The 13418-nt window shown below is 71.0% G+C and carries 12 protein-coding genes; 9 read left to right on the top strand and 3 right to left on the bottom strand.

From position 1 onward, the window contains the following. The first annotated feature begins 144 nt into the window (after window positions 1-144). From DN771_RS18250 to DN771_RS18235, 4 genes are read left to right on the top strand one after another with little or no spacing between them, the layout of a single operon-like run. Window positions 145-1422 (top strand): ABC transporter substrate-binding protein, encoded by a 1278-nt coding sequence (locus DN771_RS18250; RefSeq protein ID WP_116998989.1) that lies wholly within the window; start codon window positions 145-147, stop codon window positions 1420-1422. 3 nt (window positions 1423-1425) lie between these two features. Continuing rightward, window positions 1426-2298, top strand: a complete 873-nt coding sequence (locus DN771_RS18245; protein ID WP_116998988.1) for a branched-chain amino acid ABC transporter permease — start codon at window positions 1426-1428, stop codon at window positions 2296-2298. Between the two features lies 1 nt (window position 2299). Then, on the top strand, window positions 2300-4024 hold the full coding sequence (locus DN771_RS18240; RefSeq protein ID WP_116998987.1) for a branched-chain amino acid ABC transporter ATP-binding protein/permease: 1725 nt from the start codon (window positions 2300-2302) through the stop codon (window positions 4022-4024). Further along, window positions 4021-4734 (top strand): ABC transporter ATP-binding protein, encoded by a 714-nt coding sequence (locus DN771_RS18235; protein WP_193615385.1) that lies wholly within the window; start codon window positions 4021-4023, stop codon window positions 4732-4734. Before DN771_RS18240 ends, DN771_RS18235 begins: the two co-directional genes overlap by 4 nt. 16 nt (window positions 4735-4750) lie before the next feature. Here DN771_RS18235 and DN771_RS18230 read toward each other — a convergent pair whose 3' ends face one another. Together DN771_RS18230 and DN771_RS18225 are read right to left on the bottom strand one after the other, a co-directional pair. Beyond that, window positions 4751-5470, bottom strand: a complete 720-nt coding sequence (locus DN771_RS18230; protein ID WP_116998985.1) for a nucleotidyltransferase domain-containing protein — start codon at window positions 5468-5470, stop codon at window positions 4751-4753. Between the two features lie 60 nt (window positions 5471-5530). Further along, the gene (locus DN771_RS18225; protein WP_116998984.1) at window positions 5531-6445 is read right to left on the bottom strand and encodes a metal ABC transporter ATP-binding protein; all 915 of its coding nucleotides are present in this window, start codon (window positions 6443-6445) and stop codon (window positions 5531-5533) included. Between the two features lie 45 nt (window positions 6446-6490). On the opposite strand from DN771_RS18225, the gene DN771_RS18220 reads away from it, so the two are divergent. The 5 genes from DN771_RS18220 (at window position 6491) to DN771_RS18200 (ending at window position 12519) form a co-directional block, all read left to right on the top strand. Beyond that, on the top strand, window positions 6491-7531 hold the full coding sequence (locus tag DN771_RS18220) for a metal ABC transporter substrate-binding protein (protein ID WP_162942098.1): 1041 nt from the start codon (window positions 6491-6493) through the stop codon (window positions 7529-7531). A 42-nt stretch (window positions 7532-7573) separates the two neighbouring features. Further along, window positions 7574-8473 (top strand): metal ABC transporter permease, encoded by a 900-nt coding sequence (locus tag DN771_RS18215; protein WP_205528656.1) that lies wholly within the window; start codon window positions 7574-7576, stop codon window positions 8471-8473. A 229-nt stretch (window positions 8474-8702) separates the two neighbouring features. After that, a complete protein-coding gene (locus DN771_RS18210; RefSeq protein WP_116998982.1) occupies window positions 8703-9968 on the top strand; it encodes an aspartate aminotransferase family protein in 1266 nt (421 codons plus the stop codon). Then, window positions 9965-11422, top strand: coding sequence for a M81 family metallopeptidase (locus DN771_RS18205; protein ID WP_162942097.1), 1458 nt, complete (start codon window positions 9965-9967; stop codon window positions 11420-11422). The genes DN771_RS18210 and DN771_RS18205 overlap by 4 nt, the downstream gene beginning before the upstream one ends. Further along, entirely contained in the window at window positions 11419-12519 is a 1101-nt protein-coding gene (locus tag DN771_RS18200; RefSeq protein ID WP_162942096.1) for a pyridoxal-phosphate dependent enzyme, read from the top strand. The genes DN771_RS18205 and DN771_RS18200 overlap by 4 nt, the downstream gene beginning before the upstream one ends. A gap of 16 nt (window positions 12520-12535) precedes the next feature. Here the strand turns inward: DN771_RS18200 and DN771_RS18195 are convergent, their stop codons facing one another. Continuing rightward, entirely contained in the window at window positions 12536-13408 is an 873-nt protein-coding gene (locus tag DN771_RS18195; protein ID WP_116998979.1) for a fumarylacetoacetate hydrolase family protein, read from the bottom strand. Window positions 13409-13418: the final 10 nt, after the last annotated feature.

Genomic DNA, 13418 nt, shown 5'->3' with positions numbered 1-13418 from the left:
GATCCCCCAATGGTGTGAAGCGTTCGACGCTCGATTTCGTTATTGACATCAAAAACGAATAAGCGCACTATAACGAGCCACAGCGCGAGGCGCCAGAGGGCGTCCGGACCGGGGATCGCCGGTCCCTGACCAGGGGGAGTACTCATGTTCCACGTCCATCGCGGCCGCCGTCTAGCGGTGACCGCCACCGCCGGCCTACTCGCTCCACTCGTGCTCGCCACGACGTCGGTGGCCGGCACCAGCGTTCCCGCCGACGCCGGCCCCGCAGCCAACCCGTCGGGGTACGACTGGTCCGACGTCGACCTGTCGGACGTCACCCTCGAGGTCGGCCAGATCCTGCCGCTCACGGGCGGAGCGGCGTCGTACGCCGACCTCTTCCGCAACGGGTCCGACCTCGCGGCCGCCCAGATCGCGGCAGCCGGCGGACCGACGATCACGTTCAACCGCGTCGACAACGCGAGCGGCACGCCGGAGGCTGCGATCTCGGCGGCCCGGCAGCTCGTCGACGACGGCACCCCGATCGCCCAGACCTCGTTCCCCGAGGCCTCGATCGCCATCGTGCCGATCATCGACGACGCCGGGCTCCTCACGTTCAATCCGGCGGGGGCGACGCCCGAACAGCTGGGCGCGGGCGAGTACCTGTGGATGGGCGGCCCCGACGGCCAGGCGCCGTTGCGCTTCATGGCCGACTATGTGCACGAGACGTCGCCCGAGGCGACCACAGCAGCGATCATCGCCTGGAATACGGCCACCGGGATCGCCGCGGGCGAGGAGATCACAGCCCGGTGGGAGGAGCTCGGTGGGTCGGTCGACGCCACCGAACTCGTCGACATCGGATCGTCGAACGTCGGCCCCCAGATCGCACGCGCCCTGGCCGGAGAGCCGGACGTCGTGTTCCTCGTGCTGTTCGGCCCCGACAACGCCAACGTCATCACGGCGCTGCGCGATCGCGGCTTCGAGGGGACGATCATGGGCAGTGAGTTCGATCCGCAGTTCGAGGCGATCACCGGTGACGCCGACGAGGGATACGTGGCGATCACCTACGCCCTCGACCCCGAGCTGGATCACCCGTTCAACCGCCTCTTCGTCGACGGTTTCCGGGAGACCTACGGCACTGACCCCGAGCCGTTCGCGTCGATGTTCTACGAGAACACCTGGTTGATCGCCGACCTCGTGGCCCGTGCCGTGCGGGCCGGGGCGGACCCCAACGACCGCGAGGCGCTGTACGACGCATTCATCGCCGACCCGGCCACACCGACATCGATCATCGGCACGCCGTACGTCTGGGACACCGAGACCCACGGCTACCAACGACCGTTCCTGGTGTCGGTCGTCGAGGGCCACGTCGCCGTCCCGGTCGGGGTGATCGCCGACGGTGAGCTCCAGGTGGGCCGCACACTCGCCGACCTCGCCGGTGCGTAGCAAGTGAGGGGCCGGCTCGCCCTCCAGCTCTTCTTGGACGGCATCGTCAACGGCAGCCTGTTCGCGCTCGTCGGCGTGAGCTGGTCGGTGATCTACGGCACGGCGCGGGTCTTCCACTTCGCCCACGTCCTGTCGATCGTCGTGGCGTCGTACACCGCCGTGTTGCTGGTCGACGATCTCGGCACCCCGATCGTGTTCGCCGCCGCCGCAGCCATCGTGGCGGCGGCGGCGTCCGGGGCGGCCGCTCAGGCATTCGTGTACAGGCCGATGCGGCGAGCGGGCACTGGCGACCTCGGCATGTTCCTCGTGTCGATGGGGCTCTACGTGGCAGGAGTCAACGTGCTCCAGATCGTGCTCGGCGCCGGGAATCGCGGGCTCCAGTTGATTCCATCCGAGGTGTACCTGATCGGCTCGGCAGCGATCACCCGGCTCGACGTCGGCCTCATTGCCGTCGCCTGGCTCAGCATCGCCGTGGTGTGGGCGGCCGACCGCTTCACGCGGTGGGGGTCGTCGACCAGCGCCGTACGCACTAACGTCGAACTGGCTCGCGGTGTAGGGGTCCGCGTCGAGCGCGTGCACCTGCTGGCCTTCGTCGTCGGGTCAGCCCTCGTCGGCGTGGCAGGGCTGTACGTGGCGTCGACGTCGGCGATCAACCCGTCGATGGGGCTCAGCGTGGTCGTCTCGGGGCTGATCGCGATGTTCCTCGGCGGGGCCGGCAGCCTGCTCGGCTCCGCCGCCGGCGGCCTGATTCTCGGACTGGCCCAGAGCATGGGCGGCCTGTGGCTGCCCGGCCACTGGCAGCCGACGATCGCTCTCGTCGTCCTCCTGGCGATCCTCCTGCTGCGCCCACAGGGCCTGTTCCGGACCGCGAGCTGACATGGAGCTGTGGGTCGACGTCGTCAACCAGGCGCTGGTGTTCGGCGCCCTCGCCATCTCGCTCAATCTCGTGATGGGCTATCTCGGCTACCTGTCGCTGGCCCATGCCGCCTTCTTCGGCCTCGGCGCCTACACGATGGCCGTGCTCACCCGGACCCACGAGTGGCCCTTCGTGCCAGCCACGACGGTGGCCGTGCTGGCCAGCGCGGTGGCAGGGCTGGTCGTGGCGCTGGCGTCACTGCGCATGAGCGGCGAGTACGTCGTGCTGATGACGCTGGCCGTCCTGTCCATCGGCAACCAGGTGGCGCGCTCGTGGGTCGACGTGACGGGCGGGGCGACTGGGCTCTTTCCGATCGAACCGGCGTCGCTCTTCGGCCTGTCCCCGCAGTCGGTCGTGGCGTGGGTCCCGGTGCTGAGTGTCGTCACGGCGGTGATCCTCGCGGTCGTGTGGCGACTGGGCGAGTCACCCTACGGACGGGTGCTGAAGGCGATCCGCGACGATCCGCGTGCCACATCGGCGCTCGGCAAGCGGGTCGTGCGGTTCCAGTTCCAGGTGTTCGCCATCAGCGCTGCGATGGCCGGGCTCGTGGGCGCGCTGTGGGGCTCCTACCTCGAATTCGTGAGCCCCACGTCGTTCGGGCTCGATGCCGCGATGCTCGTCGCCGCCATCGTCGTGCTCGGCGGGACAGCCAACCCGGTCGGGTCGGTCATCGCCGCGGCGGCGCTGATCTCCCTGCCCGACATCCTCGCCAAGCTCGACATCGGCGGTGACAACGCGGCTCCCATTCGCAACGTCGCCTACGGCGTCGCCCTGATCCTCCTCGTGCGCTACCGGCCTGCCGGTCTGCTGAGAGAGTCGCGTCACGTCGGTCGCCTGTTCGGCGGTGCCCCTCCCCTGCCAGAAGCCGTCGCACCGGGTGGCGACTCGGTGGTCTCAACTCCGGCCGGGGCCGGGCGCCGCCTCGGCGGCCGTGCCCTGAGCAAGCGATTCGGCGCCATCGCCGCGCTCGACGACGTCGACATCGAGCTCCCTGAAGGGCAGATCACGGCGCTCATCGGACCCAACGGCGCCGGCAAGTCGACCCTGTTCAACGTCCTCACCGGCGATCTACGACCCGACGGCGGAACGGTCACGCTCGGTGAGCTCGACCTGACCGGTCAGCCGTCGTACCGCACCGCTCGGGCCGGGGTCGGGCGCACGTTCCAGGACGTGCGCCTCTTCCAGACGATGAGCGTGTTCGACAACGTCGTCGTCGCCGTGCCCGAACAACCCGGCGAGCGACTCGGACCGCTGTTCCTCGCTCCCGCTCGGGTTCGCGGAGGCGAGGACGCAGCGCGGCGAATTGCGGCTGAGTGTCTCAGCTTCGTGCGCCTCGATCATCTGGCCGACCGGCCGGTCAACGATCTCGCGTTCGGCGACCAGAAGTTGGTGGCGCTCGCCCGTCTGCTCGCCATGGGATCGACCGTGATGCTGCTCGACGAACCCTCGGCCGGCACCGATCCCGGACGGGTGTCGATGATGCTCGACGTCGTCAGGACTTTGGCGGGGTCGGGCCGGACCGTATGTCTGGTCGAGCACAATCTCGATGTGATCCGCCGCCTCGAGGGCCGGGCGTACTTCCTCGACGAGGGACGCATCGTCGCCGTGGACACCGTCGACCACTTGATGGCCAGCCCGGCCCTGGTCGAGAGCTACTTCGGCGGCCCGGCACGGGAGCGGGCGTGACGGGCGAGACGCTGCTGGGCGTTCGGGGCATCAGCGCCGGGTACGGATCCCGCGACGTGTTGTTCGACGTCGACCTCACCGTCGGCGTCGGTGAGGTCGTCGCCGTCATCGGCCACAACGGCGCCGGCAAGTCCACGCTGCTCAAGACGGTCCTCGGTCTCGTCGAGCCCCGCTCCGGCGTGATCGAGTTCGGCGGCGTCGACGTCACGTCCGCCGACACACCGACGCGGATCGACGCCGGCATGGCGTACAGCCCGCAGCAGCACTTCGTGTTCCCCGAGCTGAGCGTCGCGAAGAACCTGACGATGGGCACGTACGTCCTTCCCCGCCGTTCTCGGTCGACCGAGCCGGCCGACGAGGTGTCGGCGTTGTTCCCGGTGCTCGGCCAACGCCTCCGGCAACGGGCCGGCACCCTCAGCGGAGGCCAGCAACGCATGCTGGGCCTGGCGATGGCGATGCTGTCGAGGCCCCGCCTGCTCGTGCTCGACGAGCTGTCGCTCGGCATCTCGCCACGCCTCTTCGACGAGATCCTCGAAGTGCTCACGGCATGGAGCAACGCGCACGCAACGGCGGTGCTGTTCGTCGAACAGCACGTCGATCGCGCCCTCGACATCGCCGATCGAGCGATCGTGCTACGCGGTGGAGCGGTCGTCGCCGACCGGACCGGTGTCGAGTTGGCGGGAGCTCCCGACCGTTGGGAGTGGTTCTAGAGGTTCGACCCGCCGGTCAGCGCCGCCGGCGCGGCAGGGTGAGCATCATGGCCAATTGTTCGGCTGAGCGCTCAGTGGCGCCCCCAGCGAGAAGGATCGCGGCCTCGGACAGTCCGGCTCGGTCCACGATGCCCTTCTCGTTCAACGCCCACTCTCCCCGGGCGGCGAGTCGACCCTGGGCCGTGGCCAGTACGGCCTGGGCGTAGTTGGCGACCGCGGCGACGCCGTCGCCGCGCCGCGCGTGTCCTCGGCCGACCTCGAGGGCGCCGGCGGCCAGCCGGAACCACAACGGTGGCGCCGCCTCCCGCAGGGCCTCCGGGAAGACGGGCCGAGGGAGATCGCCGACCAGGACTTCGTTGATCGCCAGCTCACCCGCCAGCACATACGTCGCGATGCCGGCGACGTAGCCGACCTCGCGCTGGATCTCGAAGCGGCCCTGCTCGGCCGCCGCGGTCCACTCGAGCACGTCGTCGAGATCGCGATAGATCAGGTCGACCGCCTGGCCCTCGACCTGCAGCCACGCGCCCCCGTTGACGATCCGTCCCCAGTCACCCGGACCGAACACCTGGCCCTCCCAGCCGAGCGCCCGCACGTCGTCGGGATCGATCGTGCCGCAGTAGTAGAGCCCGAAGTCCCAGTCGGAGTCGGCGCGATGCGTCCCGGCGGCTCGGGAGCCGCCGAGGGTGACGGCGACGACGCCGGGGATCTCCGCCAGTCGGTCGGCGAGTCGGCGCATCACGTCAGTCTGTCGAGCGGCCCGTTCGACGCCGGAACGAATTCTTCCGGGCGACGTAGGTCAGTGAGACGTGTCGGATGACGTGTGGCTGTGGCTGTGGTCGTGATGGTGATGCGGGAGCAGCTCGGCGACGTCGACGACGCGGTCTTGCGCCGGAGCGTGTTCGTGGTCGGCGTGACCGTGGTCGTCGATAACGAGGACACCGTTGGCACCGTCCCCGGCCGGCACCATGCGGTTGCCGAACGCCTCGGCGAGCAGCGCGGGGGACAGCACATCGGCGGGTGGGCCGTCGGCGAGGATGCACCCGGCGAGCAGGAGCACCCGATCGGTCCGGCGGGCCTCGCCCAGATGGTGCGTGGAGAGCACGACGGTGGTGCCGGCGGCCGCCTCGCCGGTGACGACGTCGAGGATCAGCTGCTGCGACACCAGGTCGAGGCCGGTGATGGGCTCGTCGAGGAGCAACAGCTGGGGCCGCGCGGCGAGCGCCTGGGCCACGAGGACTCGCTGACGCTGGCCGCCGGACAAGCTGCCGAATGGCTTGCGCAGCAGGCTGCCGATGTCCATCCGCTCCACCCCCGCATCGATGGCGGCGCGATCGTCGGGACCGAGCCGACCGAGCAGGCCGCGCTCGCCGTAGCGCCCCATGCGCAGCACGTCCCGCACACCGAGCGGCATCCACCGATGCTGCTCCTGGTGCTGAGCGACGAACGACACTCGCAGCCCGTCGCGGCGGGACACCGAGCCCGACGTGGGCTTCAACAGCCCGGCGAGCACGAGCAGGAGCGTGCTCTTGCCGCTGCCGTTGGGCCCGACCAGTGACACCGACTGGCCGGCGGGAAACTCGAGCGTGGCCGGGGCCAGCGCCAGCACCGACCCGTAGTGCACACACACGTCGTGCGTCGTCACGACCGGTGGCGCCGCGGCGACCGCCGTGCCGGAAGTGTGTGGTGCCGGGTTGTCCATGTCGGTGACCACGGTACCATCTTGAGAATGCTTCTTAGTTTCGTTCAAGGTGCGACGATGGCCGTCGCCGCCACCGCCGCCGGCGCCGCGATCACCGTCGCACCCGTCGAGGCGGCGGGCGATCGACCGGTCGTCATCGCAACGATGTCCATCTGGGCCGACGTCGTCGATCAGCTCGACTGCGCGGACACGGTCGACGTGCAGACGCTCATCCCCGCCGGCGGCGACCCGCACGCGTACGAGCCGTCGATGCAGGACCGCGACCGGCTCGGCGACGCCGCGCTCGTGGTGGTCAACGGTGCCGGCCTCGAGGCCGGGCTCATCGACACGCTCGACGCCGCCGCCGGCGACGGGACGGCACTCTTCGCGGTCACCGACCACGTCACCACCCACGCCATGGACGAGGGCGACCACGACGACGAGATCGAGCACGACGAGTCCGCTGACGCCCACGACGAGAGCGACCACGACGAGGGCGACCACGACGAGAGCGGCCACGACGAGAGCGGCCACGACGACGGCGACGACCACGCCGACCACGACCACACCGGTGCCGACCCGCACGTGTGGCTCGACCCGACGCTCGTCGCCGAGGCGGTGCCGGCCCTCGCCGAGGCGCTCGTGGCCGCCGGAGCGGACGAGTCCGAGATCTCCGACTGCGCGGACACGCTCATCGCCTCCCTCGAGGACCTCGACGCCGAGATCAGCGCACTCGTCGAGCAGATCCCGCCGGAGCAGCGGCTCCTTGTGACCAATCACGATGCCCTCGGCTACTTCGCCCGGCGGTACGGGTTCGAGGTCCTGGGCAGCGTCCTGCCGTCCTCGTCGACGTTGGTCGAGGCTTCACCGGCCGAGCTCGACGAGCTGGCGGACACGATCGAGGCGGCCAACGGCGGCAACGGGGTCCCGGCGATCTTCGCCGAAGCGCTCGAGGCGACGGACGACGCCACCGCCCTGGGCGACCGACTGGGCGTCGAGGTGGTCACGCTCTACACCGACTCCCTCGGCGAGGAAGGCTCCGGCGCCGACACCTATCAGGCGATGCTCCTCAGCGACGCCGCGCTCATCATCGACGCTCTGACCGGCCAGGATCGCTAGCGGACGGCGCGGCGGCCTCGTCGAACCCGGTAGACATCGTCCGTGCAGTTCCTGACCGACCCCTGGTCGTGGTGGGTCGAGCCGTTCCTCCACAGTGACAGCGTGCGGGCAGCAGCACCCGTCGTCGCCCTCACCGCGCTGTGCACGTCGCTGGTCGGCACGTGGGTGGTCCTGCGCGGGATGAGCTTCCTCGGCGACGCTCTCGCCCACGGCGTTCTGCCCGGCATCGCCATCGCGTTCGTGCTCGGCGGCAACACCACGGTCGGGGCGTTCATCGCCGCGCTCGCCATGGTCGGCGGCGTCAACGTGGTGCGCGCCGCGTCCCCACTCCCCGACGACGCCTCGATCGGCATCTTGTTCGTCGGGTTCCTCAGCCTCGCCGTCGTCATCATGAGCAGCCAGCGCAGCTCGTACAGCGGCGAGCTCAACCGCTTCCTGTTCGGATCGGTCACCGGCGTCGACGACGGTGATCTCACTCGCCAAGCCATCGCCACAGCGATCACGGTCGTCGCCGTGGTCGTCTTCTACCGTTCCTTCCTCGTCAGCACGTTCGACGAACGCCAGGCTGCGATGCTCGGCCTCCACCCGCGACTGGCCCACATCGGCCTGCTCGTACTCCTCGCCGTGGCGATCGTGTCGTCGTTCTCGACCGTCGGGAACCTTCTCGTGTTCGCCTTCCTGATCGCCCCGCCGGCGACGGCGACGCTCTTCGCCACCCGGGTCCCGTTGGTGATGTTCTTCGCCACGCTCGTCGGCGTCGCCGCCGGGATGCTCGGGCTCCTCATCAGCTACAACGAATCCACGGCGGCCGGGGCCACGATGGCGCTTTGTGCCGTCGGCGTCTTCTTCCTCGCCCTCGTCGCGGGGAGCGTTGCCGCCCTGCTGCGACGTTCCGGTGCGACCGCCGACCGGACGACCCGACCCACCGCGCCACTCCGATAGCCGGCCGACAGCCGGCAATCCGGCGCCGTGCGGCCGCGACCGGCAGTGAGGCATGACTCCGAGTCACCGCTCCTCACCGACGAGGCGGGAATCGAAGCGGTCCAGCCGACAACGTCGACGCCACGCCCGTCCGGTCTCTTGACGGCGCGCCTGGGACGGCTAGGCTCCAAAACGAAATGACGGTTCTGAACACTGAAACACCGCGCGCGGTGGTCCCGGAGGCGACGACATGACGACGACCAGCGCAGACCTCGCCGAACGCGCCGCCCGCGTCATTCCCGGCGGGGTCAACTCGAACGTCCGGCTGAGCGCCCCCCGCATCTTCTTCGAGCACGGCCGCGGTGCCCGCCTCTGGGACGTCGACGGCAACGAGTACGTCGACTACCTGCTCGGTCAGGGTCCGGCGTTCCTCGGTCACGCCGACGAGCGGGTCGTCGCGGCCGTGACTCGAGCGGTCAGCTCGGGGATGGTGTACGGCGCCCAGCACGAGCTCGAGGTGGTCGCAGCCGAGCACATCGTCGAGGCGCTCGGATGGGCCGACTCGGTGCGCCTCGGCGTCTCGGGGTCGGAAGCGGTGCACGGCGCCCTTCGCCTCGCGCGCGGCGCAACCGGTCGCCGGCGGCTACTGCGGTTCGCCGGCCAGTACCACGGCTGGTTCGACACCGTGCTCATGACCTTCGACGGCAACACCGGGTCGCCGGCGACGGTCGGGCAGCCGGCCGACCACCTCGCCGACTGGGTGGTCGTGCCGTTCAACGACCTCGCTGCCGTGCGGCGGGCGTTCGACGCCCACCCGGGCGAGATCGCCGCCGTGATCCTCGAGCCCATGATGTGCAACAACGGAGCCATCGTCCCCCAGGACGGCTTCCTCCAGGGACTGCGCGACCTCTGCACCGCCAACGGAACGGTGCTCGTCTTCGACGAGGTGATCACCGGCTTCCGCCTCGCCCTCGGCGGCGCCGCCGAGCGGTTCGGGGTCACGCCCGATCTCGCCGTGTACGGCAAGGCGCTCGCCGGCGGGTGGCCGGTGGCCGCGATCGCCGGGCGGGGCGAGCTGATGGACGCGTTCGGGGCCGGCACGGTCAACCACTCGGGCACGTTCAACGGCTCCGTCATGGCTGCGGCCGCCGTGACGGCGACGCTCGAGGTGCTCCGCGACGATCCTCCCTACGAGCGGATCGACGCCCACGGGACGGCCCTCATGGCCGGTCTGTCGGAGCGGGCGGACGCTGCGGGAGTCGCTCTCCACGTGCAGGGCATCCCCGTCGCCTTCCACGTGAGTTTCGGCCGCTCGGGCGTGATCTCCGACTACGCCGGCCTCGCCTCGCTCGACCTCGACGGGTACGCGGCATTCGCCCAGCGGCTGTGTCGTCACGGCGTGTGGGTCGCAGGGCGCGGGATCTGGTACGTCTCGGCCGCCCACGGGTCGGCCGAGCTGTCCGACACGCTGACGCGCTTCGGGCGGGCGCTCGACGACCACGTCGCCAACCGGTGAGCACGCCGGCGTTGCCCCGCGTCGCTGTCGTCGGCCTCTGGCACGAGACCAACACCTACAGCCCGGTCGTCACCGACCTGACCGCTTTCCGCGAGTTCGAGCTCCTCGAGGGCGCGGCGATCGCCGAGCGCCACCGCGGGACGCGCAGCGTGATCGGCGGATTCCTCGACGCCGCCCGGGTGGATGTCGAGCCGGTGTTCTCGGCCGGCGCCTGGCCGTCGGGACCGGCGACCCGGGGCACGATCGACGAGCTGTTCGATCGCATGACGGCGACGCTCGACCGTGCCCACCGCCGGCAGCCGTTCTCCGGCGTGCTGCTCAACCTGCACGGGGCGATGGTCGCCGAGGGCTGCGACGACGTCGAGGCCCGCACCGTCGAGCTGGTGCGGTCGACCGTCGGCGACGTCCCGGTCGCCGCGGTGCTCGACCTCCACGCCAACCCGTCGGCCGAGTTCGTGGGCGCCACCGACGTGGTCATCAGCTACGACACCTATCCCCACGTGGACATGTGGGAGCGCGGAGCCGAGGCGGCCGGCCTTCTCGGCGACGCCCTCGGCGGCCGCGACCTCGTCACCGTGATCGCCAAGGTGCCGCTGCTCACGTGCCCCCTGGCGCAGGCCACCGACGCCGAGCCGATGCGGGGCCTGGTGACACGCGCGCGCGATCGCGCCGCCCGCGTGTCCGGCGCCCGCGTCGGCATCACCGCCGGCTTTCCGTACAGCGACGTCGCCCGCGCCGGGATCAGCGTCCTCGTCGTCGGCGACCGCGGTGACGCCAACGACCTCCACGCGATCGCGTCGGCGACCGCAGACGACGTCCGCTCGGCCGCCGACCGGTTCGCGATCGACCGGCCGGCCCCCGCCGATGCGGTGGCCCGGGCCCTGCGTGCCGACCAGCGCCCGGTGGTCCTGGCCGACGTCGCCGACAACGTCGGCGGCGGCTCGCCCGGCGACGGCACCGTGCTGCTCTCCGAGTTGCTCCGCCAGGAGGCACCCGACGCCGTGGTCACGATCGCCGACCCCGACGTCGCCGCCGCGGCGGCGCGCACCGGGCCGGGCGGGCGCATCACGGCGACCCTCGGCGGCAAGTCCGACCGCCTCCACGGCGACCCCGTTCCGATCGACGCCGAGATCCTCGCCGTGAGCGACGGCCGTTACACCACTCGCGGCTCGTGGATGACCGGGGCGAGCTTCGACATGGGTACCACCGTGCTGCTGCGCGTCGGCGGGGTGCGCGTCATCGTGTGCAGCCGGCCGACGCCGCCCTTCCACGCCGAGCAGTTCGAGGTGGTCGGCATCGCCCCGAGGGACCTGGCCGTCGTGGTGATGAAGGGCGCGGTCGCGTGGCGTTCGGCCATCGAGGATCCGGCCCTCGTCATCGAGGTCGACACGCCCGGTGCCTGCCCGATCGACCTGTCGCGTCTCCCTCGGCGACATCGGCCGGTGGGAACGTGACCACCCATGCGCGAACGAACGGCTCCGACGTGCCGTCGTGGGCCGGCGAGCTGGACATCGAGCGGCGCCACCTCGTGACGCTCGGCGAGGGGCACACGCCGACGGTCGAGGCCAGTGACCTCCTGGGATCGACCTCGAACGTACGGCTCTGGTTGAAGTGTGAGCACCTCAACCCCACCGGATCGTTCAAGGACCGGATCGCTGCGGTGGCCGCCTCACTCGCCCGGTCGCGCGGCCTCCGAGGGCTCCTCGGCACATCGTCGGGCAACGGCGGGGCGGCCGCCGCGGCCTACGGCGCCGCCGCCGGCCTGCACACCCACATGCTGGCGGTCCGCGGCGCACCGGCATCGAAGCTCGTCCAGATCCGCGCCGTCGGTGCGACGGTGCAGCTGGTCGACGGCTTGGGCACGGACGCCGGGGCCACCGAGCGGGTGGCGGCCTGGGTACTCGACGAAGCCGACCGGGTCGGGTTCCTCCCCTTCCTCACCGGTCGCCGCTACGCCCCGGACATCATGATGGGCGCGCGGTCCATCGCTCTCGAGCTGGCCGAGCAGCACCCCGCCGCGACCCACGTGTACGCGCCGGTCGGCGGCGGCGGTCTCGTCGCCGCGCTGTGGGCGGGCTACCTGGCGGCCGGCGGTGAGTCGGTGCCGAGAGTCGTCGCCGTGCAACCGGCCGGCTGCCCGACGGTTCGCGCTGCGCTCGGCGGGGGTCCGCCGCGGCTGGGCCAGCCGTCCACGACCGAGATCTCAGGTCTTCAGGTCGCCGCCATGTTCGACGACGTCGTTCCGGCGATCAACGACTCCGGCGGCCATCTCACCGAGGTGACCGACAGCGAGGTGTACGCCGCCCAGCGCCGACTGGCCACGCGCGGCATGCTCGTCGAGCCGGCGGGCGCGACAGCGCTGGCCGGCCTGCTCGCCGACGTCGAGCGCGGCCGCCTACCCGCCGGCGCCCAAGCCGTCGCCTTGCTCACCGGCGCCGGATGGAAGGACGCGGCCGCCCTTGCGGCACTCGCCGAACGAGCGGCCGCGGCCGCCACGTTCGAACTGGCACTTCCCGCGTGGATGGGCAGCGGGCGCACCGGCGTGGGATGACCTGACGCCCGGGTGGTCAGCCGCACGGGGCCGACGAGGCGTCGACCACCCGCTGCTCCTGGCGCCCGAGCCCGTCGATCTCCATGGCGATCGTGTCATCGACCGCGAGGTACGGGAAGCGGCCCGACAGGGCGACCCCCTCGGGCGTCCCCGTGCTGATCACGTCGCCGGGCAGCAGGAGCATGTACTGGCTGAGGTGGACGATCAGCTCGTCGACGCCGAAGATCAGATCGGCCGTCGAGGAGTCCTGGCGCAGCTCGCCGTTCACCCACGTCCGCAGGCGCAGGTCCGTCGGATCGACCTCGCCGGCAGGCCGGAGCACCGGACCGAGCGGGTTGTACGTCTCGACGCACTTGCCCTTGCTCCACTGACCGCCCGAGAGTTCGAGCTGGAACGTCCGCTCGGACAGGTCGTTGGAGAGCACGTAGCCGGCGATGTGGTCGCGGGCCTGCGTCGCGCTGGTGAGGTAGCGCGGTGTCTTCTTGATCACGACGGCGAGCTCGACCTCCCAGTCACTCTTGTCGGAGTTCGGCGGCATCACCACGTCGTCGTTCGGCCCGACGATGCAGCCCGGGTGCTTCAGGAACACCACCGGATGCCGGGGCGCCTGGGCGCCCGACTCGGCGGCGTGCGCGGCGTAGTTGAGACCGATGCACACCAGCGCGGCGGGGCGGGCGATCGGCGGGCCGAGGCGGACCCCGCTGAGATCGAGCGGGGCGAGGTCACCGACGGCGACCGCCTCCGCCGCGCGGTCGAGCCCGTCGCGTTCGAAGAACGCGCCGTCCAGGTCGGCGGTCAGCCGGTCGAGCGCGAACGCGGTGCCATCGGCGGTGCGGACGGCTGGTCGTTCGTCACCGACTGGTCCGTAGCGGAGGAATTCGAGCGTCATGTCCGTCTTT

This window comes from Desertimonas flava (assembly GCF_003426815.1).
GTDB lineage: Bacteria > Actinomycetota > Acidimicrobiia > Acidimicrobiales > Ilumatobacteraceae > Desertimonas > Desertimonas flava.
Note: the sequence above shows the minus strand (reverse complement) of the source record. Positions and strands in the feature narration are given on the sequence as shown.